Below are 22,776 nucleotides of genomic sequence, written 5' to 3'. Positions count from 1 at the left end.
AGACAAAGTGAATGAAATTATCAGTAAAATAGCTTCATAAAAAAGTCTCATAAAAAAAGCCACCTTAAATTTAAGATGGCTCAGTGAAGCAGATAACTAAAGCTCTGCCTTAGATTTGCATACTATGGCTGATAACTTTGGTCTGCTTTAAGACTGACTGTCCCCTTTGAGGCGAGCCTGCTCCGCTTTAATCATCGCCAGTCGCGCCTCTTCACGCTGAACATCAGCACGCAGTCTAAGAAGCTGCTGTTTTAAATCATTGGCTTCCTGCTCCTCCACTGGATCAGGAGGTTGATTGCCAGTCACTTCATTGGCCCAATCAGCGACATCATTAAAGGCATGCTTAGCAGTATGACGCACATTGCCTTTTAAGGATTTAATTAAAAGGTTCAGCTGCATCGCAAGAGGTTTGCCAATTAATGGCTCAAGCTGACCCGCAATATCTGGATTGAAGCCAGAAATAAGCTGTTTGACCTGCATCAATACTCGATAGTCGCCTTCAATGGGCAGGTTGCCACTGGCATCACGCATCAGATTCAATAGCTCAGCAGGGTTATCAACCTTAATAGTGCAGTCTGGCAGGATGCTACCAATAGACACATAGTCTTGCCAAGCTTGATCTCGGTCAGAGGCTGCGGTACCTGGTGTTTCAAACACACTTTGCTCAACTTTAGACACAGGCTCAAATCTGATGTGATCCTCATTGAAATGCACATCAATACTAAATTCAGGCATGGCCATAGTTAAGCGTAAAACTTTACCTGATAAAGGAGCGAGCCCAGACTTGGTGATTTCATCGCTCAAAATAGCAAAGTTTATAAGTTTTTCTATGCCGGTTAATAGGAGAACTGTAATCATAAATCACTGCCTAAAAAATTGTTGAGTCTGCTCACTGTGAAAGAAGAGTCAGGGCCGTCTTATAGTGCTGTGCTTATTTTTTAAAGCCACGGTGAACGGCCACGATACCTGCGGTTAAGTTGTGGTAATCACAGTTTACAAAGCCTGCATTTTCCATCATGTTTTTCAGGGTTTGCTGATCAGGGTGCATGCGAATAGATTCTGCCAAGTACTGATAGCTTTCTGAATCATTGGCCACAATCTTGCCCATCAAAGGTAGGGCAGTAAATGAGTACAGATCATATGCTTTTGATAAAGGCTCAAAGATAGGTTTAGAGAACTCTAAAATCAACAAGCGGCCACCTGGCTTTAACACACGGTACATAGCGCGTAAAGCCGCATCTTTATCGGTGACGTTACGTAGACCAAAGCTTATGGTTAATAAATCAAAGCTTTCATCTTCAAAGGGCGCTAGAGTTTCGGCATTTGCCAACACGAAGTCAACGTTGTTACAGCCGGCATTGATTAAGCGCTCACGGCCTACATCTAGCATCGCTGCGTTGATGTCTGATAAGACCACTCTACCGTTACGACCCACTTCACGGCTAAATGCCTTGGCTAAATCTCCCGTACCGCCTGCAATGTCTAACACATGCTGACCTGCGCGCACGCCTGAAAGACTGATTGTGTAGCGCTTCCATAAACGGTGGATACCAAAAGACATCAAGTCGTTCATGATGTCATATTTCTTGGCCACAGAGGTGAATACATCAGCTACCTTGGCTTGTTTTTCCGCTTTTTTAACTTTCTTATAGCCAAAGTGGGTTTCTTCTAAGCCATCGGTATCAGGAGTGTGGGGGTTGTTGATATCATCTTTGGGGTTAAAGCGAGGCAGATCACGCTGACCGGTGAAGTTTTCAAAGTCTTGAGTAGGCTGGGTGCTATTTGACTCGGTTTGGGCAGCATAAGGACGGGTAGTCTGCTGACCTTGCGGCGTGCCTGCTGGTAATTGATTGACATCGCTAAACTGGTCATTTAGCACGGTTTGCTTAGCAGAATTAGATTGTAAAGACTGTTGCACTTGGGCATTGTTTTGATGAGTGTGATCAATGGTGTCTTGGACCAATTTATTTTGTAGGCTGGCAGTGTCGTTATTTTGATTATTGGACTGGCTCATTAGGGATCCTGATTTTAGTATTTATCAATTAAAATTATGTGGGTAAATGTAATGCTGAGAGGTTAACAACTAAGTGTAGAGTAATTTAAGACTATTGACTTTAATCAATTAGGGTTTTATTACTTTCTACACCTAGTTTTTACACTCAATTGCTAACCGGAAATAAAGGGTGTTGATGGCTGTTATCATACATCAAATAGGCAGTGGCTGCTTATATAGCAACTAATCTAAATAGGTAGCCGTACCGTACCTTAATGGGCGGATTGGTTAGGCACCCTGATGCACTTCGTCAATAATAGCCAGCTCACGTTCACAGAAAGGGTCAATAAAGCTGCCAACACTTTTTAAAGGCTTCATGGCTGAAAAACCAGCGTCGATAAAGTCATATAAAGGCTGAAGGTTACGTTTGTAAGCCTGTTTTTTTACCAGTTTAAAAGACTTTTGTACGATAAATGAGTGTAAGTATTTATCACTGCGGTAGCAGACCTGCTTTAAATCTTCGATTTGCTGACGACGAGCAGCTTCATCATTAACCGCCAAATAAGCTTTTTTCATATTGGCTTCATTAACCTCAAGGTCATTTTCTATCAGCCACTGAGCCAACTTAAGGTCCAGTTTGGTAGAGGTAATGGCAGTTTCCACCCCTAAAGTACCCGTTTCTAAAGCATTAGAAGGCGCTAGTTTTTCAACCTTTTGCGCTTTTGGCACAATCTTTTCAAGCTGGCTGACGATTTGATTTAAGCTATCACCACCATATAAATGGGTCAAAAAGTAGTCTGCCATAGGTTTGTTTTTTGGTTGAGAAAAAAGATCGGCATGGGTATTGCGGATACGGTCTTTTTGCCAGCTTTGAACTTCTGCTAACTTTGCTGCAAGCTTAGGGTCATTGTGATGGGGCAGTTCCCAAAATTGTTTTAACTCAACACTTAAATCGGATAGGGCAGACATAGGTAAACTCCTGATTAGTTTTAGTAAAATATTCTATATGATAATAAGGGTAAAAAGGTTCAATAAAAAAAGCAGACAAAATAAAATCAATTAACCAAGACTATGCCGGTTAATTTGGTATGAGTTAAATATGAATTATGTAGCAAGCGATATTCGTTGTCATAAATCTGTGGCATTGTATTAATCTATAGCATTGCATTTAGTATATGCATTATAGTGATATCAATACAATACAATTTAGCCTTATTTTATCAAACCTGATTTTAATTGTGATATTACTATATGTAAGCGCTACATAATATCAAAGCCTACCCTAAATTATAGGTACAAAGCCTGGATAAACCTTTTGACAGGTAGAGATTTATTTTAAAGGATGAAAAATGTCTAAAGATAATAAAAATGAGAACAAAGAATTGCGTATTACTGCGGATCCTTTGAGTAAATTCCATATGAATGAGGAGCAGCTGCGTTTAGAATTAGTCAAGGCTCAATATGCACTGCGTGAGACCCGTCAGCAAGGGCAAGCCACTGGTTTGTTAGTCTTAGTAAATGGCATGGAGTACTCAGGCAAAGGGGCAGCTGTGACTCAGTTACGCCAATGGGTAGATCCAAGATTATTAAATGTGGAAGCGACCATAGGCACTGTGCCCAGTAAATATGAGCCTATATGGCAGGCACACGTAGCGAAGCTGCCGCGTCATGGCAATATCACTGCTTATTTTGGTAACTGGTATGCTGATCTTATTGAAGGCGCACTGCTATTGATGAAGCAGGAGAAATCTAAGGATAAAGAGGGTGAGTTTGAAGCGTGGGAAGTCTATTTGCGCCATCAATTAAACTTGTTGGCTGAGTTTGAAATGGACTTAATGAATAACCATACCAAGTTATTAAAATGTTGGTTCCATATTGATGAGGACACCTTAAAGCATCGTATCAAAGATGATAAAGACGATCCTGAATGGTTGTATCACATGGATTGGCAGGATAAAAAGAAAGTTAAGCGTTTTAATAAGATTGCCAAAGTAATTTTAAGCCAACAGCAAGATTGGATTATCCTTGATGGCAGTGAGCCGCAAGAGATTACCGAAAATAAATCCAAAAAAGAGTATAAAGATCAAGGCTATTCTGAAGAGGCCAACCTACAGTTTTGCCATGAAGTACTGCATGCCACTCAGAGTGCCCTGTTAAGCAGTCAGCAAAATGACAGCAAACATCCTTTGGTATCTGAGATTACTCGCAATATCAATGCCGCCTTTTCTTGGGCTGATATTCCCGATAAGCTGACCGATATTGATGATCCAGACATGGGGAAAACTAATTATCAAAAAGCGTTGGCAAAAAAACAAAATCGATTGGCTGAGCTGTTACGGGCTCGTGCCGATTATAAAGGTAAGGAGGGGGAGGGTGAGCCTACCAATCATCATGTGATATTTGCCTTTGAAGGGATGGATGCGGCCGGTAAGGGAGGGGCTATTAAGCGTTTGGTTGCTCCCTTAGACCCTCGTGAGTATCAAATTTATAATATTTCTGCCCCTAATCGTATGGAACAGCAGCACCCTTATTTATGGAGATTTTGGAGACGTCTGCCAGAGTTTTCCCCAACCTTAAAAGAGGAGCGTTTGAGCCGCATCGCAATTTTTGATAGGACCTGGTATGGCCGGGTATTGGTAGAAAGAGTTGAAGGATTTGCCAGTGAAGCTGCTTGGCAACGTGCTTATGAAGAGATTAACCGGATGGAGCGTGACTTGGCGGAGAAGGGCACTATTATTATTAAATATTGGCTGGCCATAGATAAGCAAGAGCAGTTAGAGCGCTTTGAGGAAAGAAAAGAGACTCCGCACAAACAATTTAAGCTGACTGAAGATGATTGGCGCAATCGCGATAAATGGCACGAGTATGTACAGGCGGCCGCTGATATGCTGGCACGAACCAATACTAAGCAGGCGCGTTGGCATGTTGTGGCTACTAATGACAAGCGAACCGCACGATTGGCCGTACTGGATCACGCCATTGCACAGCTTGAAAAAGTGATTAAAATTTGAGGTTAGAAAAACAGATGTTTCAAGTTCAATCTGACAAGGGTATAATATACGCAATTTATTTATAATGGGCGTTAATGCCTATCAAATAATGTTGATAACCTTGCGCTAAAATACAGCTAAAGTCCTATGCGGCGTAGGGTTGATAACTGTCTTGATCAAACGGACTTGTTTTAATTCATTGAAGCCCCGATCTCTCGGGGTTTTACATTTTCACCTCCGATTGGCTCAGAAATATCATGCTTCCAAAGTCAACTACACCTAGTGGTGCCCATTTTAAGGGATCAGCAAAGGCTAACCTTACTTTTGGTCTTTTTCTTTTTGCTTTTACGGCTTACTTTATCTGGTGGGGTCTAGATTATACCAACCATCAGCAAACGACGCTGTTTATCGTTGCCACTTTATTTGGCATCTTTATGGCCTTCAATATCGGTGGTAACGATGTCGCCAACTCATTTGGTACCTCCGTAGGCGCGGGGACACTAACTATTCCCCAAGCTTTAGCAGTTGCTGCTATTTTTGAGGTCTCCGGAGCGGTTATTGCTGGTGGTGAAGTAACTGACACCATTCGTAAAGGCATTGTGGACTTAGATGTCTTAGGTCCAGCGGTTACCCCCAACTTATTTATCTATGTGATGTTGTCAGCCCTGATTGCTGCTGCGTTTTGGCTATTGTTTGCCACCAAGAAAGGACTGCCTGTCTCTACGACCCATTCAATTATTGGGGGTGTGGTCGGTAGTTCTGTGATAATGGGTATTCAGATTGGGGGTACCGAGACTGCCTTATCAACAGTACAGTGGGATCAGGTTGGGCAAATTGCCATCTCTTGGGTTATTTCTCCTTTATTAGGCGGTTTTTTGGCCTATTTCTTATATGGTCAAATTAAGTCAAACATCTTAGCTTACAATGACCGAGTAGAGGAGCGCGTTAAAGAGTTAAAAGCGGCGAAAAAAGCACTCAAAAAACGCCATAAAGAGTGGTTAAATGAGCTGGCTGAATCGTTACAGATTTCCTATACCTCAAAAATGGTCCGTGACCAAGAAATCTTTAAAGATGAAGACACAGAGCGTGACGACTTAGAAACCGATTATTACCAAGAGCTTTATGATATTGAGCGTGAAAGAGCTAGTATTGATACCTTAAAAGCCTTACGTCATTGGGTTCCTTTAATTGCAGCTTTTGGCGGTGTGGTAATGACCGCTATGGTTGTGTTTAAAGGCTTAAGTAATGTGCAGATGACCCTGACCTCATTACATGGTTTCTTATTAATGATCATGGTGGGCGCGCTGATTTGGCTGACCACTTATATCTACACTAAGAGCATTAAAGGTAAGCAAAAAGAGGACTTAACTCGAGCTACTTTTATTCTATTTAGCTGGATGCAGGTTTTTACCGCTGCTGGTTTTGCATTTAGTCATGGTGCTAACGATATTGCCAACGCGGTGGGTCCTTTTGCAGCGATTATGGACGTTATTCGTACCAATGCTATTGCCAGTGAAGCTGCTGTACCTGCTCCGGTTATGATTACCTTTGGTGTGGCACTGATTGTGGGCCTATGGTTCATTGGTAAAGAAGTGATTCAAACTGTGGGAACCAACTTAGCCCAAATGCATCCCGCTTCAGGATTTTCAGCTGAGCTATCAGCTGCAGCAGTAGTAATGGGGGCTTCTATGTTAGGTCTGCCAGTATCTAGTACGCACGTATTAGTAGGGGCAGTACTGGGCATTGGTATGGTCAATAAAAATACCAACTGGGGGCTAATGAAGCCGATTGGTCTGGCTTGGGTAGTTACTCTGCCAGCAGCAGCGACCATGTCTATGATCAGTTACCTGATTTTGACCAGCATTTTATAAGGCAGTAAATAAACTGTTATATTGAATGCAACAAAGCCCCCATATATATGGGGGCTTTGTTGCATTCTGCGGGTTAAAAATGACTAAGGTAAGGTCAGAGTTTAATAATAAGATTAAACGTTTTGGCCATTTTGTTTTTGCTGAATGTTTTTAGCCAGCTTATAGCACTGGTCGATGTGGTCATTGGCAATTTTTTTGAAGATCATATAGCCCATAGTAGCTGCAACCATTTGACCGCCTAGTGGGATAAACTTGGTCACTTGCTTGGCCACAATACGTCCACCATAACCCTGTACGGTCTTTTTCACCACACCACGAGTGGCCATTAAGCCGGCAAAGTCTACCGCACGGTTTTTCATTTCGTTCCAATGAATCTCTTTAGCATTTAAATCGATAGCAGATTGAGGCTCAGAAATTAGACCAAAACGGGCACTGATTTCTGGAAGTAATTGGGTTAAGATGCCAGCATCGATTGCAATATCAACAAAAGGTACTGGAATAATGGCAGCTCCGGCTGAATATTTAGCGCGTTTTTTGACCAGTTGTTGGCATTCTTTTTTGATCTTTTCTAGATTTAAATTAGGATCAATGGTTTCTGGTAGTTTTTCAGCGGCTGGAAGAGTTATCATGAAGCATCCTTATAGAGGTTGTTTAAGATAGTAAAGCTTGTTTGAGAAACTGCTACTAAGACGAAATATATATAAAGACCTAATAGTATAACGAAGTCATTTATTGTCTTAGAAAAGTTCGCAGTTCAATTAATAAGCTATTGGTTTATAGTGCAAATTTGCATTTATAGGGTCAATTTTAAAGAATCCACAGTTTGACACAAGTGTGCGTTTGTTTCTACAACGACTAAGCACGTAAGTTTTGTAAAAAATTATAATTTTAAATTAAAAAATATGCTACTGCCCTAATTGTCTTTTATTAAATTAAGTTTTTTATCTCTTTCTTAACCTATTTCCCTTAATGAGTTAAATATTTAAAAATTATGTTGAATTTGACCCCAAGATTTACTGGAACCCTGCCTGCTGATTTGCCTGAAGGTTTACAGACTTTGTATCAATACTCTCCGACTTTAACCCGCTTGTTTTTAGCCCGAGGGGTAACCAGCAGTGAGGCGCTAGATTATGGATTGGCCACCTTACTGCCTGCTGATGGCCTAAAAGATATTGATGAAGCGGTCCAAATTCTAGATACCGCTATTGAAAGTCAGCAGCGCATATTAATCGTAGGTGACTTTGATTGTGACGGAGCAACCAGTACTGCGTTAATGATGCGAGTCTTAGGGGAGATGGGAGCGCAAGTAGATTTTGTGGTGCCAGACAGATTTAAGTACGGCTATGGGTTAACCCCTGAAATAGTGCAGTTAGGGATTGAGGAATATAATCCTGACGTTATTGTCACTGTGGATAATGGCATCTCAAGTCATGAGGGAGTGGATAAGGCGATAGAAAATGGTATTACGGTGGTGATTACCGATCACCATTTAACCACTAAGCCTAACCCTGCGGCACACGCTGTGGTTAATCCCAATCAACTGCAATGTGAGTTTGATAGTAAGGCATTGGTAGGGGTAGGGGTCGCCTTTTATTTACTGGGTCGACTGTCTAAGTATCGACGTGATGCAGGGCGTTTAAGTGCCCAAGTTAGCCGCTATTTGGACTTAGTGGCTTTAGGCACTGTGGCCGATGTTGGGGTGCTAGATCACAACAATAGAACTTTAGTGGCTCATGGTTTAGCCGCCATACGCGAGGGTCGTTGCTCATTGGGTATTTTGGCTTTGCTTGAGCTTGCTGGCCGTGATCCACAAAAGATGAGCGTCCAAGACTTCGGCTTCGTCATTGGGCCTCGTATCAATGCTGCTGGGCGTATGGACAATATGCGTATTGGTATAGAATGCTTGATGGCGGACAATATGCAAGAGGCAAAACGCTTAGCTTTTGAGTTAGATAAGCTCAATAAAGAGCGCCGCTTTGTAGAGGGCGGAATGCGGGAGCAAGCCGATGATATCTTACGGCAATTACAGGCCTCTGAGGAGAGGCAGACTGCGGCTACTGACATAAAAGATGCTGACCCCAAGGATAATCAGTCAAAGCCAAGTGATTTACGCAGTCTAATCTTATATCAAGACGATTGGCATCAAGGCGTTATTGGAATCGTGGCTGGCCGTCTAAAGGAAACTCACTATCGACCAGCGATTGTATTTGCGCCCGCTGATGAAGCCAAAGTGGGGCCGGAAGATGCGATAAAAGGGTCGGCCCGATCCATTCCAGGGATTCATATCCGAGATGCTATTGAGAGCATTGCAGAGAGCCATCCTGAGCTGATTACTCATTTTGGCGGTCATGCTATGGCAGCAGGGCTTACCCTTAAAAAGAAGGATTTTAAGGCCTTTTCTGAAGCGTTTGAGCAGTTAATGCAAAATTTGGAGGCTTCGGTATTTGAACAAGAGCAATTTACCGATGGGGAGCTGATAGCAGAAGACTTTAGTTTACAGTTTGTTGAAGCATTGAACCACAGTCATATCTGGGGTCATGGTTTTGTGGCACCACAATTTGATGGGCTTTTTGAAGTATTAGATAGCCGAATCCTAAAAGATAAGCATTTAAAGCTATCTTTAAAGTATCCTGGAGTGCTGTACCCGGTAGATGCTATTTGGTTTAACTACGATACCGATAAGTGGGACTATAGAGCCAAAGAGGTGCATGTGCTGTTTGAGCTAAATATTAATGAATGGAACGGCAATCAAAACATCCAAATGATGGTTAAAGATTTAGCGGTAACGCAGATAGTGCCTTAAATTCCCTAGCTCAGGCTAGGGCTAATAAAACCATAGCCAACAAATTGCGACCAAAAATGAAGAGCCTAAGCGGTGACGTTTAGGCTCTTTTTATTCTACAAGCTACTAATCTACTAAGCGGATAGACGGTAAGTGCCAGTCGAAAATCAGTGCCAATATACGAATGAAGAAAATAATAGCCAGCGTTAACAGGTCGTTAATACCGGGTTCGATTCCAATGGCTTGCATCACAAAATAACAGCATGAGCCAATCACACTTGCGGTAATATAAATTTCTCTTTGCAGCACTAAAGGAATTTCATTACAGATAATATCTCGAACCATGCCACCCACTATAGCCGTGCACACCGCCATTAAAACCGCAATGGCAGGGGCAACACCTTGTGAAAGGGCAACTTTTAGACCAATAACACTAAAAGCGGCAAGACCAATGGCATCAAAAAACTTTAATGCAGTGTCGATTTTATGATAAAGATGAAAGAATATCTGAAGCACTAAGGAGGTAATGGTAATCACAATGATGTAATTTAAGTCTGTCATCCAAAACAAGGGATGGCGGTCGATTATCACATCACGAATGGTACCGCCACCGATGGCATTGGCCATAGAGACCAAGATACAGCCTGCAATATCAAATCCTTTATGTTGTGCAAGCAGGGTGCCAGCAATGGCACAGGCAACAACTCCGACCATATCAAATAGATAAATTAATAGGTCTGGAGTAATGTAATAACTGGGCATGTTTCATCACACAATAAGTTAATGGGGTGGTTTATTCGTCATAACCTGACAATTATTTATTGGCGCAAATAAAAGGCCTCTAAAAAGAGACCTCGCTATTATCAATGGTTTTGTGCTATTTGGATAGCTTAACTTATAGCAGCTAATGGTTTTAAGTAGTAGCTAATGTTTTGAAAGGTTAGTTAGCTACTTATTTCAGAATTTTTAACCCTGCTTTTTTAGCCCGCTCTATGGTATCTGCTTTAGAAGCCGGAGTAGACTTAGTAGTAGTAGTAGGTTCAGGATCTTCAGGGGTAAAGTCTTCATATTCTGCAGGGTCAAATGGCATGGCGATAGACTGATTTTCTTTAGCAAAGAGCGCCATCACAGCCTGCATAGGTATCCACAGCTCACGGGAAACCCCACCAAATCGAGCATTAAAATTAATGTAGTTATTATCAATATTCATATTACCTGTGGCTTGGCTGGCAATATTTAATACAATTTGACCGTTTTGAACGTGTTCTGTGGGTATCACTAAATTATCTTGAGTGGCATCAACAAGTAAATAGGGGGTTAGCGAATTGTCTTCTAGCCATTCATAAAAAGCTCTGATCATATAAGGGCGAGTAGGGGTCAATTTTAATTCTTCTGTCATGGTAACCTCGGTTATATTTTAAATTTATTTATGCCATGGTTTGTATAAAGCTGTCGCGCTCAAACAGTCGCTTTTGGTACTCAAGCAGCGGTCGACATAAATGAGTAGGCAGTTCTATCTGCATTTCATCCAAACGATATAGCATGGCTCCTAGCAATACATCACACCAGCCAAATTCATCCGACATAAAATAGTTGGTTTGACCAAATATTGGCGACAAAGTTACTAAGGCATCAGACAGCTTCTGATTTGCAATTTTAGCTTGTTGCGGGTTAATGCTGTCTTTATGGGTTAATAAAATACGCCCCAACTTTAACCAGTCATTTTGGATACGCCAAGCCAGTTGACGTTGTAGTGCTTTTTGCTTGGGGGTATCGGGCAATAGCTTATGACCATGGAACCTGTCTTCTAGATACTCAAAAATGACATTAAGCTCATACAAGCTAAAGTCGCGGTGTACCAAAACCGGAATGGTATTGTAAGGATTTAACTGACGCAAATCTTCTGGTCGTTCACTATCAAGGAGCGATAAATAATACTTCACTTTTTTTTCTGCTAATAATAGTCGGACCACATGGCTATCGTACCCATCATCAGCATACAGCACAATCTGGCTGTCAGGAATGTCTTTAGGATCAATCATAGACTACATAAAGCAATGAATAGAGTAGCATAGTAACCAAACTGCCTAGGTTAATCAATTGCAGAATCTTTACCAAACTTAAGGCATAAAAAAGACGATAGATTTCTATCGTCTTTTTTCTCAGTTCTCTATACTTATTAAAAGCTAGGAGAGATTATTTGACGTCTTTCCAGAACTCTTTATTCAATAGATAAACTGGGATTAATAAAATTAATAAGAAGATGATCACGAAGAAACCATAACGCTTACGGTCTTCACGAACAGGCTCTGCCATCCAAGCCATGAAGTTTACTAGATCACCCACACGGCTACGATATTCTTCTTCGCCTAACTCATTCTGTAAATTAATTAGAACGTGAGGCATCGCTGCGTTCTGTAGTACCAAGTTGTTGGCACCCCAAGGACGGCTTGGATCTTCGTAGAAGCTTAGTAGGTAGGTATAAACCCAATCATCACTACGTAAGCGAGTTTCTAGCGATAAGTCTGGCGGTGGTGCACCGAACCAACCGGCTTGAATGTCTGGATCAACACCGTTATCGATATGATCACCGATCTGATCAGAGGTCACCAATAAGTATTTTTCAACCAGTTCAGGTGGAATCTCTAAATCTTGAGCAATACGAGAATGACGCACGTATTTAGCAGTGTGACAGCCAGCACAGTAGTTCATGAACATGGTAGCACCACGTTGCAATGACCCTTTGTTAGCAAAGTCGATTGGCGCAGTACTACAAGCTAGGTGTTCTTCAACCCCATCAGCGTTAGTGAAGGTACCACAGCCCTCACCACCTGCCGCTTGGGCAGATGTGGTGGCGGCTAGTGTTAGAGCAACACCAAGTCCGAAGCCGGTCAATGATTTAGTTAAAGCACTCATTAGTGACCTCCAGTAACGCGTTCAGGTGGCTGCTTACATGTCTCAATTGATGTGTAAATTGGCATCAATAAGAAATATAAGAAGTACAAGATAGTAAAGATACGACCTAGGATAGTGTTAACTGGAGTAGCAGGGGCCACACCTAAGTAACCTAATACTAAGAAGCTAACCACGAAGATACCTAGAGCAATCTTAGATAAGATACCTTTGTAACGAATAGACTTCACAGGTGAACGGTCTAACCAAGGTAGTAAGAATAGCATAGCAATCGCGCCACCCATGGCAATAACACCACCTAACTTATCTGGAACCGCACGTAAGATTGCATAGAATGGCGTGTAGTACCAAACTGGTGCAATGTGTGGTGGGGTTTTCAGAGCGTTTGCCGCTTCAAAGTTTGGTTTTTCTAAGAAGAAACCACCGCCTTCTGGGAAGAAGAAGATCACAGCAAAGAAGATAATGAAGAATACCACGATACCAACCATGTCATGCACAGTGTAGTAAGGATGGAATGGAACGCCGTCTAAAGGCACACCATTTTTATCTTTAAGCTTTTTGATATCAACGCCGTCAGGGTTGTTTGAACCCACGTGGTGTAGGGCTACTAAGTGAATAAATACTAGACCCACTAATACCAGAGGAATTGCCACAACGTGAAGGGCGAAGAAACGGTTTAGAGTAATACCAGAGATTAGGTAGTCACCACGAACCCATTCAGCAAGGCCATCACCGATAACAGGAATAGCTGCAGGTAAGTTAAGAATAACCTGAGCCCCCCAGAATGACATGTTACCCCAAGGTAATAGATAACCGAAGAAGCCTTCCGCCATTAGACATAGGTAGATACCCATACCAATTAACCAAATAAGCTCACGAGGCTTCTTATAGGAGCCATAGAGCATACCGCGGAACATGTGTAGGTAGACCACTACGAAGAAGGCAGAAGCACCCGTAGAGTGCATATAACGAATCAACCAACCGCCTTTAACATCACGCATGATGTATTCAACAGAGGCAAACGCGCCTTCAGCACTTGGGTTAAACATCATGGTTAGCCAAATACCAGTTACTAACTGGTTGACCAACACAATCATCGATAACACACCGAAGAAGTACCAAAAGTTAAAGTTTTTTGGCGCGTAGTACTTTGACATATGATATTCATAGGTCTCAGTAGCAGGGAAGCGGGCATCAACCCAACTCATCATTTTTTTACCAAAACTCATGATTACGCCTCCCCAACAGTTAAGATAGGACCATCTACGCTGTATTCTGGTACTGGTAAGTTAGTCGGAGCAGGAACACCACTGTAAACACGGCCAGCTAGGTCGTATTTTGAGCCATGGCAAGGGCAGAAGAATCCGCCGAACCAGCTATTACCACCTAAATCAGCAGCACCTACTTCTGGACGGTAGTTAGGGGCACACCCTAGATGGGTACAAACACCTTCCACAACTAAAACGCTAGGCTCACGTGAGCGAGTAGCGTTCTTGGCATATTCAGGCTGTACTGAAGCATCCGAATTGGGATCACTTAGCTGAGGGGTTACCTTCTCTAAGTTAGCCACCATCTCTTCGGTACGCTTAACGACAAAAATTGGCTTACCGCGATATTTAACCACAATCATTTGGCCATCTTCGATAGCACTAATGTCTTGTGTAACGGCAGCACCTGCAGCTTCGGCCTTCGCACTTGGATACCAAGAGCGCACGAATGGTGTGGCCACCGAAGCAACCCCAACTGCGCCTATAGCAGCAGTTGAAGCGATCAGAACTCTACGGCGTTTTATGTTGACGCCTTCGGCATGGCTCATTAAAAACTTCCTCCAGATAAAAGTCATGAAAAGACGAGGCTTAGTATATAAGGTACTCGCTACTTTTCATACTGGTATGTAAAACCCAATGCAATAAGAAGACAATAACGTTTAATTCCATAATGCTATTTATCATTAATAATAAATGTTGGGTTACATTGGCTTTGCCTAATATTACTAATTGTGTCTATTCTAAGCTATTTTATTAATAAAATAAATTCGCATCTGTAAAAATAAAAAAACCCTTGAGTCAACAAGGGTTTTTTTAATATTAAATAAGCAAATACCACACTGCCTATCAAATAAATTAACGCTTAGAGAATTGAGGACGTTTACGCGCTTTGCGTAGACCCAATTTCTTACGTTCAACTTGACGTGAGTCACGAGTAACGAAACCAGCTTCTTTAAGAGCAGGCTTAAGAGTTTCGTCAGACTCGATTAGCGCGCGAGTGATACCATGACGGATAGCACCGGCTTGACCATTGATACCACCACCTTTAACAGTAGCGTAGATATCATATGACTCAGCTGAATCAAGTAATTCTAGTGGCTGACGAACAACCATGCGTGAAGTTTCACGACCGAAGTATTCATCAAGTGGTTTGCCGTTGATAACGATATTACCAGTACCTTTTGATAAAAAGACACGGGCAGTTGACGTTTTACGACGACCAGTTCCGTAATTGCGTTCCATAACTTACTCCTGATTATGCGATTAGATGTCTAGTTCTTTAGGCTGCTGGGCGGCATGTGGATGCTCAGTACCAGCGTATAGCTTCAACTTCTTAATGGTAGCATAACCAAGAGGGCCTTTAGGTAACATACCTTTTACGGCTTTCAAAAGAACTTCTTCTGGCTTATGAGCGATTAACTTAGTGAAGTTAGTCTCTTTGATGCCGCCAGGGTAGCCACTGTGACGATAGTATTTTTTGTCTTGGGCTTTCTTACCAGTTACAGCAATCTTGTCTGCATTGATAACAACGATATAATCGCCAGTATCTACGTGCGGAGTGAAAGATGGCTTATGCTTACCGCGAAGGCGATGAGCGATTTGAGTGGCAAGGCGACCTAAAGTTTTACCTTCAGCATCGACGATATACCAATCGTGAGTAACCTCAGCGGGCTTTGCACTTTGTGTTTTCATGATTAAACCTTAAGTTATCAAGTGAAGCAGTTATCTGTGAAACAGCTAAACTGCTTCACTGTCGTTGAGAGTGTTGGGGGAAACGGGGCTCTCAAAAAACAGACGCACATTGTAGTCATTGGCTACAAAAAAAGCAATATAAGATTGTAAATAGAAGGCTTTATTTCTCTAAAAGGTACTTTATTTCTCTAAAAACTACTTTAGCCTAGCTAAAAACTTATTGATTGCACAAATTATAGTCTATTTTTAGGGCCACAAGCGATATATTTCCTAAGTAAGGTGGTTAGATTTGCTCTATTTGAATCAGGCTTGCAAAAACTTGCCCCATCTTAGTTTGTTTTAACACATTATAGTTATAAGACAGCTGCTCAAGAGTTTGAGTTAATTCTCTTTTATCTTCTATATAGAACAAAGTTTGGGAGTTAACCAATTGATGCTCGATTAATAGATCCAGCATAGGTACCCAGAGGTCAAGGTCATAAGGAGGGTCGACATAGACGATATGATAGCAAAGTGTCTCAGTAGGGGAGTTTGCTTGCCCTTTATTAGAACTGCTATCAGTATTGCTGTCTAAATTATTATCAGAGCTGTGCAGGTTACTAATAGGTTTTAGTCTCGGCAGTGTGGGAATTAGCTCTAAAGCATTCCCTAAGGATACTCGAAAGCTATCGTTTGGTAATTTAAGTCTTTCTGCCGTCTGCGAGATGAGACTGGCTTGATTTGGCTGAAGCTCAATAAAGTCGACCCAACTTGCTCCACGCGATAAAGCTTCAAAGCCTAAGACGCCACTGCCGGCACATAGATCTAGCACATGGGCGTCATGAAGCTCAAACTGGAGCCAGTTAAACAGAGTCTCTCTTAACCGATCAGGGCTAGGTCGTAAGCCGTCAGCATCTATAAAAGGGACTAGTTGACGGCGAAACTGACCTCCAATGATGCGAACTTGACCGGTTGCTTTAGCTTTGCTTCTAGTAGCAGCCTGACGAGAGCCAGCAGGCTTTTTTGTAGAGTGCGTTGCTTCAGCAACTTTGTGGGGACGGTTTCGTTTGGCGTTCATTGCCTTGACCTTTAAATACAGTATTCACGTGTTTTTAGACACATTTTGATTTCATTAAAGTCTTATGTCTATATGCTTTAAGCGCTTTGAATGACATAAGTCAGTGTTTAGGGGTTAGGTGGTTGGTTTTGTTTCAGGCTTATTGGCCTCAGCCTGTTTTGCCTTTTCTTCTAAAGCTTCTTTTGCTTCACGCTCAGCATCTAACTGCGCCTTGGCGGCTGCTTTCTCTGCTCTGATGATCTCTAACTCCTCTGCACTAGGAGGATTAATAGGGTCATTGGGTCGACGTAGCATCCAGTAATCAAATAAAGCTCGGCCAATAGGAGCCGCCGTTGAGCTACCGCCACCGCCGTTTTCTACTAAGACAGCTACCGCAATTTGTGGATCTTCAACAGGAGCAAAGCCTGTAAACCAAGCATGGTCCCAGTGACGCTTATCTAAGGCCGCCTTGTTATAGCTTTTACCTTGAGCAATAGATTTAACTTGGGCAGTCCCCGTTTTACCAGCAATCCGGTAGCGGTTGGTATAGATGCCTCTCCCTGTGCCTCGTTTAATGGTTTCTTCCATAGCATCACGCATCTTTAACCAGTCAGCCTCAGTCCCATTGAAATCAATGGTACCAGTAGGTCTATCGATAGGGTGAACTTCCGCCGCGCCTTCTGAGCGTTTCAACATATGGGGTGTCAGCTTTTTTCCTAAGTTAGCGGTCATCGCAGTGGCATTGGCTACTTGTAAAGGGGTGGCTAAGAAGTAGCCTTGACCAATACTGACTGAGATGGTCTCACCAGGGAGCCAAGCTTTGTCATAAGTATCCATTTTCCATTGGGGGGACGGCATTACCCCTGCTTTCTCATTGGGTAAGTCAATTCCTGTGGGGCTACCAAATCCGAAACGAACCATCCAATCATGTAAGCGTTGGATACCCATTTGATACGACAGCTTATAATAGTAGGTATCTACCGACATCACGATGGATTTGGTAAGGTTAACCGTACCATGCCCGCCTTTTTTCCAGTCACGGAAGCGGTGGCTATCTCCTGGTAAAGTAAAGTAGCCTGGATCATAAATGGTGTCATTCCAGCCCATTAGGCCATAATGAATCACACCCAGTCCTTCAAAGGGTTTAATGGTAGAGGCAGGAGGGTACATCCCTTGTAAAGCTCGGTTATAAAGGGGCTGATCAGGATCGTCGCGTAGGGCGCCATAATCCTTGAACGAGATACCTGAAATAAAAGGGTTGGGATCAAAGCTTGGGTTACTTACAAACGCCAGTACATCGCCATTTTGGGGGTCAATGGCAACAATGGCTCCTCTACGGCCATTTAGCTGATCTTGCGCTACTTTTTGCAGTCCATAATCTAAGCTAAGGTAGATATCATTACCAGGCACGGGCGGGGTGTTGTCCAACTTACGTAAAATATCACCATGAACGTTGGTCTCCACCGCTTGATGGCCTGCTTTACCTAACAGTAAATCCTCATAGTATTTCTCAATACCAATTTTACCAATGAGGTCTGTCCCCGCATAACGCTCTTTATCAATTTCTTTAGACTCTTTGTCATTAATCCGGCCCACATAGCCAATCACATGAGCAAATAATTCGTCATGAGGATAGCTGCGAGTGAGCTTACTTTGAATGCTTACCCCTTTAAAAAAAGGTTTTCGCTCACTAAATTGAGCCATCTGCTGATCATTAATACCAATTTTAATGGTGACGGGATCATTCTTACTTTGCTCTATACGAGCCAAAATATCGGTAACTTCTTCATCCGTCAGATCAAAAATGGGCATCAACAACTCAAGGGTGCGTTTTGGATCTTGCACCTCATCAGGGCTAAGCATGGCGGTAAATACCGGCTTATTATCTGCTAATAAGTGGCCATTCCTATCATAAATGTAGCCGCGAGAAGGCGGGTCTGAGATTAGCTTAACCCGGTTATTCTCAGCTTGAGTGGTATATTTTTCGTGAGAATATACTTGTAAATACCAATAGCGAGCCATTAGCCCTGAGAGACCTAAGAATATAAATAGCGCAGCAAACAAAATGCGGTTTAAAAAACTGCGATTTTCTTGGCGAGTATCTGAAGAGAGGGGTTGTTTCATTAAATTTATATACTTAGCAGGATGAAAAAGGAAATAGAGCTTGAAGGGGAGGTGATTAATCAAAGTAACCAGTAGCAGCAATTATATCATAACAAATCAAAGCTCATTCTATTGCTCAATGATTTTTAGTGCAGGGAAAACTGTTGCAGTTTGGGTTCATATCACGCTATTATCAGGTCTCACTAGGACGGGTGAGTTGATTTAAGTAAATCTATAGCTTGTGTGTTAGAATTTTGCACACTGACATTACAATAACATGGAAATAGGTTCCTTTAACCTAAGTATAAGTGATATATCCAACATGTTTTCTTCTATCTGGCAAGTCTTAAGCGCGCATCCTGAATTTTTTGCAATGTTAACCATTCCATTTGTAACGGCATTCGTTACGTGGGCGCACGTTTGGATGGCTTTGAAAATGTTGTTTTACCCCATCAAATTTTGGGGTATAAAAATTCCAAATTTGCCTTATGACTGGCAGGGTATTGGCTGGCAAGGCATTGTGCCGCGCAAAGCCGGGAAAATATCGGGTGTTATTGTTGATCAAACACTATCAAAGCTTGGCTCACTTGATGAATTCTTCAAGGCGATGGAGCCTGAAGAGATGGCCGACTTTATAACTAAAACCGTCGATGCCAATCTTGAGCACCTTATTGATGAGATTATGAATGAGCGCTCCGCTTCGTTGTGGAGTAATTTACCTTACGCTGTAAAGCGCCGTATTTATAGTTATGCCCATGAGCAGCTCCCTACTATTATGCGGGAGCTGGTGGTTGATCTGACCTATAATGTCGAAGAACTGGTCGATATGCGTCAAATGATCGTGCGCACCATGGAAAATGACCGTCGTTTAATGGTCAATATGTTCTTAAAGGTAGGTCAAAAAGAAATCAACTTCATTTGGCACATTAGTGCGCTAATTGGATTTATCTTTGGTATCGTGCAAATGTTTATTTATTTGCTGGTGCCTCAACACTGGACGGTTCCTTTCTTTGCAGCGATTTGGGGTTTTTTAACCAACTGGATTGCTATTTGGATGGTGTTCAACCCAGTTGATCCCAAGCCTATCAAGTATATTCGTTTATTTAAGCGGGTAAAAGGTTTCCCCTTTATTGTGCCCGTATTGCCTCGAATAGATACCTACAACTGGCAAGGCGGCTTTATGAAGCGTCAGCCAGAAGTTTCTGAGGTCTTTGCTGCTATCGTGGTAGAAGAGCTGGTGACGTTAGAGAACATCATGAATGAAATGATGTATGGGCCAAAAGCGGCAGAAACGCGTAATCTAATGAAAAATCACTTGTATGGCATCCTAGAGTCTCCAGTAGTTAGCACCACTTTAAGATTAGGCTTAGGCAGACGTGAATTTGGTCAGTTGAAAAATACTATTATCGATAAATCAATTGATGCGACCATGGTGCCCATCCGTGATCCTGAGTTGAATAAGAGTCGAGCCGAGAAGATTTATGGCTTATTCTGTGAGCGTATTAAGGCACTGACTTCGCACGAGTTCCAAAACTTATTACGTCCCGCCTTTAGAGAAGATGAAACGACCTTGATTATCCTAGGCGGAGTCACCGGTTTCTTGGCAGGTTGGTTGCATTTAATTTTAGTATTTTTCCCAGTGAGCGGATAAAGTGCTAAAATATGTGCTTAGCTGAAGCTATCTATATGGCCATCGACACTATACAATATAACTATATATAAAATATTATAGGGATATATCAACTGTGATGTGCAAATAAAGGTAAAGCCACTTTATAGTTTGAGTGGCTTTGTTCGTCAAGAGATAGTAGAAAAACCTTAATAGACAATAAATAGCATCTAATTAAAGTAAGCTTGAGTCGTAAGCAATAATAAGGTTACAGCCCTTTTGTTTTGGCCTTCTATTTTTTGAAGGGTCTGTTTTTGACAATGAATCCACACAGTAAAATTAAAGAATGATTTATCTAGCACCCACGGTAAGGTAAACATTTGATTTGAGTTTAGATCCTGTTATTTAACAAAATAGGTTTTAATAAATATTTATACGCTTACTAGAATAGGGGTTGTCTTTAATAACTCCTACCAAGCTTAAGCAACAGCATAGTAGTATTAGGGCGAGCGAATATGGTAATTACTGAGCTAGGATATTTTGCATTAGTTGCATCAATGATTTTGGCTTTATTGCAAGTGGTGCTGCCTACCATTGGTATTGCACGAAATCAGAGTCATTTGCAACGTTTGGCACCAAGCTTGGCTTGGTCACAATTCGTCGCAGTGTTGATATCTTTCTTAACACTTATGGCTGGCTTCTTCTATAACGACTTTACCTTGGTCTATGTGGCTCAGCATTCAAACTCGTTACTGCCTTGGTTCTATAAGTTATCAGCAACTTGGGGTGGTCACGAAGGCTCTTTACTATTATGGGTAACCATTTTAGCGGGTTGGTCGGCCATGGTGGCTTGGTTTAGCCGAGGCTTACCGCTGAATATGCGCGCCAGAGTATTGGTGATTTTAGGCGCTGTGCAATTAATGATGCTGGCCATGCTTATTTTCACCTCATCGCCTTTCGAAAGAACCCTGCCTAATGTGCCTGTCGATGGCGCAGACTTAAACCCACTATTACAAGACCCCGGTCTAATTTTCCACCCTCCTATGCTGTACATGGGTTATGTCGGCATGGCGATTCCTTTTGCATTTTGTATGGCCGCATTATGGGCCGGACGACTCGATGCGGTATGGACCCGATGGTCTCGCCCTTGGGCTCTGGCTGCTTGGGGCTTTTTAACTTTAGGGATCGCTCTAGGCTCATGGTGGGCTTACTATGAGTTAGGCTGGGGTGGCTGGTGGTTCTGGGATCCGGTAGAAAACGCTTCATTGATGCCTTGGCTGGCTTGTACCGCATTAATTCACTCATTGGCAGTAACTGAGAAGCGCGGTGTTTTCAAAGCATGGACCATCATGCTGTCTATCTTTGCTTTCGCTTTAAGCTTATTAGGCACTTTCTTAGTACGCTCAGGGGTGATTACTTCCGTTCACTCTTTTGCAGCAGACCCGACTCGGGGTCTGGCTATCTTAGCCATCTTAGGTGTGGTTATCGGCTCAGGTCTCATTGTGTTTGCGTTACGGGGTTGGCGTTTAACCGTTGAAAGTAACTATGGTTTAAAGTCGCGCGAGACATTACTGGTTATTAATAACATCGTGATATTAGTAGCCACTTTGGTCGTGCTACTAGGCACGCTGTATCCTATTATTGCTGACTTCTTTAATCTAGGTCAGGTATCGGTAGGCCCTCCGTATTTCAATACGCTATTTGTGCCCTTAACTTGGTTGCTATTGTTGACCATGGGTATGGGCTCTAATTTGCGCTGGAAACAGGATAAGCGTCCTTTGTTAGGCGTCACCCTCACCATTTTAATTAGCAGTGCGTTGTTAGCAGCGATCGCTACTTACTTATTTACGCAAAGTTTAAATCTACAGATTGTCGTTACTAGCTTACTGTGTCTATGGGTTCTGGGGTGGATAATCTATGATATTAAAGATAAAACCAAGAACTCAGCCAGCTTTGGCTTAGGCATTAAGCGTCTAAAAGCTCATTATTGGGGCATGCAATTGGCTCATATCGGCGTACTTATTGTTTCGCTAGGTATTGGAGTAACGAGTGCGTTAAGTGTCGAGAAAGACGTAGCAATGACCGTGGGAGATACGGTTGAAATCAAAGATTATGATTTCACTTTGGTCGACTTCGATGAGGTGCGCGGTAAGAACTATGATGCCATTCAGGCTGAGATTAAGGTAGAAAAGGACGGTAAGTTTGTCACTACTCTATATCCACAAAAACGTAATTATGTGGTGAGTAGTATGCCAATGACTGAAGCTGGGATTCAAACTACTTTCTTCCGAGATCTATATGTCGCTTTGGGTGAGCCTATCGATGAAAATGATTCTAATGGGAACTGGGCGGTACGTATTTATGTTAAGCCGATGATTGCTTGGCTATGGACTGGCGCCATCGTTATGGCATTAGGCGCCCTGATCAGCATGCTAGATCGCCGCTATCGTCTAAAAAAATCTGCATAGATTTTATTTCCGGTAATCGTTACTGAAAGGCGGTTATCGGTAAAAGCGGTA

At 42.3% G+C, this 22,776-nt stretch carries 19 protein-coding genes; 5 read left to right on the top strand and 14 right to left on the bottom strand.

Translation table 11 applies throughout. The annotated features are described in order from the left end of the window. Positions 1–147: 147 nt before the first annotated feature. The 3 genes from A1019T_RS06675 to A1019T_RS06665 all read right to left on the bottom strand — a co-directional run bounded on the left by A1019T_RS06675 (position 148) and on the right by A1019T_RS06665 (position 2,962). A complete protein-coding gene (locus A1019T_RS06675) occupies positions 148–858 on the bottom strand; it encodes a ubiquinone biosynthesis accessory factor UbiJ (RefSeq protein WP_077450962.1) in 711 nt (236 codons plus the stop codon). Positions 859–931: 73 nt separating this feature from the next. Further along, positions 932–2,014, bottom strand: coding sequence for a bifunctional demethylmenaquinone methyltransferase/2-methoxy-6-polyprenyl-1,4-benzoquinol methylase UbiE (gene ubiE / locus A1019T_RS06670; protein WP_077450961.1), 1,083 nt, complete (start codon positions 2,012–2,014; stop codon positions 932–934). A gap of 267 nt (positions 2,015–2,281) precedes the next feature. Further along, a complete protein-coding gene (locus A1019T_RS06665) occupies positions 2,282–2,962 on the bottom strand; it encodes a DUF8198 family protein (RefSeq protein ID WP_077450960.1) in 681 nt (226 codons plus the stop codon). Between the two features lie 380 nt (positions 2,963–3,342). Here A1019T_RS06665 and A1019T_RS06660 point away from each other — a divergent pair, with 380 nt between their 5' ends. Together A1019T_RS06660 and A1019T_RS06655 are read left to right on the top strand one after the other, a co-directional pair. Beyond that, positions 3,343–5,004 carry an ATPase gene (locus tag A1019T_RS06660; protein ID WP_077450959.1) on the top strand — a complete coding sequence of 554 codons (1,662 nt, stop codon included), beginning with the start codon at positions 3,343–3,345 and terminating at the stop codon, positions 5,002–5,004. A 236-nt stretch (positions 5,005–5,240) separates the two neighbouring features. After that, a complete protein-coding gene (locus A1019T_RS06655) occupies positions 5,241–6,854 on the top strand; it encodes an inorganic phosphate transporter (RefSeq protein ID WP_077450958.1) in 1,614 nt (537 codons plus the stop codon). Between the two features lie 113 nt (positions 6,855–6,967). Here the strand turns inward: A1019T_RS06655 and A1019T_RS06650 are convergent, their stop codons facing one another. Then, a complete protein-coding gene (locus tag A1019T_RS06650; RefSeq protein ID WP_077450957.1) occupies positions 6,968–7,483 on the bottom strand; it encodes a hypothetical protein in 516 nt (171 codons plus the stop codon). A 362-nt stretch (positions 7,484–7,845) separates the two neighbouring features. Between A1019T_RS06650 and recJ the strand changes: the two genes are divergently transcribed. Continuing rightward, a complete protein-coding gene (gene recJ, locus A1019T_RS06645; protein WP_077450956.1) occupies positions 7,846–9,657 on the top strand; it encodes a single-stranded-DNA-specific exonuclease RecJ in 1,812 nt (603 codons plus the stop codon). A 105-nt stretch (positions 9,658–9,762) separates the two neighbouring features. On the opposite strand, the gene A1019T_RS06640 is transcribed toward recJ, so the two are convergent. The 10 genes from A1019T_RS06640 to mrdA form a co-directional block, all read right to left on the bottom strand. Further along, positions 9,763–10,398 (bottom strand): trimeric intracellular cation channel family protein, encoded by a 636-nt coding sequence (locus A1019T_RS06640; RefSeq protein WP_077450955.1) that lies wholly within the window; start codon positions 10,396–10,398, stop codon positions 9,763–9,765. 190 nt (positions 10,399–10,588) lie between these two features. After that, positions 10,589–11,035, bottom strand: coding sequence for a ClpXP protease specificity-enhancing factor (locus A1019T_RS06635; RefSeq protein ID WP_077450954.1), 447 nt, complete (start codon positions 11,033–11,035; stop codon positions 10,589–10,591). A gap of 28 nt (positions 11,036–11,063) precedes the next feature. Further along, positions 11,064–11,678, bottom strand: coding sequence for a glutathione S-transferase N-terminal domain-containing protein (locus A1019T_RS06630; RefSeq protein ID WP_077450953.1), 615 nt, complete (start codon positions 11,676–11,678; stop codon positions 11,064–11,066). A gap of 154 nt (positions 11,679–11,832) precedes the next feature. Further along, positions 11,833–12,552 carry a cytochrome c1 gene (locus A1019T_RS06625; RefSeq protein WP_077450952.1) on the bottom strand — a complete coding sequence of 240 codons (720 nt, stop codon included), beginning with the start codon at positions 12,550–12,552 and terminating at the stop codon, positions 11,833–11,835. After that, a complete protein-coding gene (locus A1019T_RS06620; protein ID WP_208608047.1) occupies positions 12,552–13,757 on the bottom strand; it encodes a cytochrome b in 1,206 nt (401 codons plus the stop codon). The genes A1019T_RS06625 and A1019T_RS06620 overlap by 1 nt, the downstream gene beginning before the upstream one ends. A 23-nt stretch (positions 13,758–13,780) precedes the next feature. Then, complete coding sequence (gene petA, locus A1019T_RS06615; protein WP_028859265.1) at positions 13,781–14,365, bottom strand: ubiquinol-cytochrome c reductase iron-sulfur subunit; 585 nt, start codon at positions 14,363–14,365, stop codon at positions 13,781–13,783. Positions 14,366–14,672: 307 nt separating this feature from the next. Continuing rightward, the gene (gene rpsI, locus A1019T_RS06610) at positions 14,673–15,059 is read right to left on the bottom strand and encodes a 30S ribosomal protein S9 (protein WP_028859266.1); all 387 of its coding nucleotides are present in this window, start codon (positions 15,057–15,059) and stop codon (positions 14,673–14,675) included. A 21-nt stretch (positions 15,060–15,080) separates the two neighbouring features. Then, positions 15,081–15,509, bottom strand: a complete 429-nt coding sequence (rplM, locus tag A1019T_RS06605; protein ID WP_028859267.1) for a 50S ribosomal protein L13 — start codon at positions 15,507–15,509, stop codon at positions 15,081–15,083. 283 nt (positions 15,510–15,792) lie between these two features. Then, the gene (locus tag A1019T_RS06600; RefSeq protein ID WP_077450950.1) at positions 15,793–16,566 is read right to left on the bottom strand and encodes an RsmD family RNA methyltransferase; all 774 of its coding nucleotides are present in this window, start codon (positions 16,564–16,566) and stop codon (positions 15,793–15,795) included. 114 nt (positions 16,567–16,680) lie between these two features. Next, entirely contained in the window at positions 16,681–18,669 is a 1,989-nt protein-coding gene (mrdA, locus tag A1019T_RS06595) for a penicillin-binding protein 2 (RefSeq protein WP_077450949.1), read from the bottom strand. 301 nt (positions 18,670–18,970) lie between these two features. Between mrdA and A1019T_RS06590 the strand changes: the two genes are divergently transcribed. Together A1019T_RS06590 and A1019T_RS06585 are read left to right on the top strand one after the other, a co-directional pair. After that, complete coding sequence (locus A1019T_RS06590; RefSeq protein ID WP_077450948.1) at positions 18,971–20,299, top strand: DUF445 domain-containing protein; 1,329 nt, start codon at positions 18,971–18,973, stop codon at positions 20,297–20,299. Between the two features lie 473 nt (positions 20,300–20,772). Next, positions 20,773–22,725, top strand: a complete 1,953-nt coding sequence (locus A1019T_RS06585; RefSeq protein ID WP_077450947.1) for a heme lyase CcmF/NrfE family subunit — start codon at positions 20,773–20,775, stop codon at positions 22,723–22,725. Positions 22,726–22,776: the final 51 nt, after the last annotated feature.

It is taken from the genome of Psychrobacter piechaudii, from assembly GCF_900162825.1.
GTDB lineage: Bacteria > Pseudomonadota > Gammaproteobacteria > Pseudomonadales > Moraxellaceae > Psychrobacter > Psychrobacter piechaudii.
The sequence above is the reverse complement of the archived record's forward strand: the minus strand, read 5'-3'. Positions and strand labels throughout refer to the sequence as shown.

Coding starts and splice junctions, on each gene's coding strand:
- A1019T_RS06675 (WP_077450962.1), bottom strand. CDS start 858: ATGATTACAGTTCTCCTATTAACCGGCATAGAAAAACTTATAAACTTT.
- ubiE (WP_077450961.1), bottom strand. CDS start 2,014: ATGAGCCAGTCCAATAATCAAAATAACGACACTGCCAGCCTACAAAAT.
- A1019T_RS06665 (WP_077450960.1), bottom strand. CDS start 2,962: ATGTCTGCCCTATCCGATTTAAGTGTTGAGTTAAAACAATTTTGGGAA.
- A1019T_RS06660 (WP_077450959.1), top strand. CDS start 3,343: ATGTCTAAAGATAATAAAAATGAGAACAAAGAATTGCGTATTACTGCG.
- A1019T_RS06655 (WP_077450958.1), top strand. CDS start 5,241: ATGCTTCCAAAGTCAACTACACCTAGTGGTGCCCATTTTAAGGGATCA.
- A1019T_RS06650 (WP_077450957.1), bottom strand. CDS start 7,483: ATGATAACTCTTCCAGCCGCTGAAAAACTACCAGAAACCATTGATCCT.
- recJ (WP_077450956.1), top strand. CDS start 7,846: ATGTTGAATTTGACCCCAAGATTTACTGGAACCCTGCCTGCTGATTTG.
- A1019T_RS06640 (WP_077450955.1), bottom strand. CDS start 10,398: ATGCCCAGTTATTACATTACTCCAGACCTATTAATTTATCTATTTGAT.
- A1019T_RS06635 (WP_077450954.1), bottom strand. CDS start 11,035: ATGACAGAAGAATTAAAATTGACCCCTACTCGCCCTTATATGATCAGA.
- A1019T_RS06630 (WP_077450953.1), bottom strand. CDS start 11,678: ATGATTGATCCTAAAGACATTCCTGACAGCCAGATTGTGCTGTATGCT.
- A1019T_RS06625 (WP_077450952.1), bottom strand. CDS start 12,552: ATGAGTGCTTTAACTAAATCATTGACCGGCTTCGGACTTGGTGTTGCT.
- A1019T_RS06620 (WP_208608047.1), bottom strand. CDS start 13,757: ATGAGTTGGGTTGATGCCCGCTTCCCTGCTACTGAGACCTATGAATAT.
- petA (WP_028859265.1), bottom strand. CDS start 14,365: ATGAGCCATGCCGAAGGCGTCAACATAAAACGCCGTAGAGTTCTGATC.
- rpsI (WP_028859266.1), bottom strand. CDS start 15,059: ATGGAACGCAATTACGGAACTGGTCGTCGTAAAACGTCAACTGCCCGT.
- rplM (WP_028859267.1), bottom strand. CDS start 15,509: ATGAAAACACAAAGTGCAAAGCCCGCTGAGGTTACTCACGATTGGTAT.
- A1019T_RS06600 (WP_077450950.1), bottom strand. CDS start 16,566: ATGAACGCCAAACGAAACCGTCCCCACAAAGTTGCTGAAGCAACGCAC.
- mrdA (WP_077450949.1), bottom strand. CDS start 18,669: ATGAAACAACCCCTCTCTTCAGATACTCGCCAAGAAAATCGCAGTTTT.
- A1019T_RS06590 (WP_077450948.1), top strand. CDS start 18,971: ATGTTTTCTTCTATCTGGCAAGTCTTAAGCGCGCATCCTGAATTTTTT.
- A1019T_RS06585 (WP_077450947.1), top strand. CDS start 20,773: ATGGTAATTACTGAGCTAGGATATTTTGCATTAGTTGCATCAATGATT.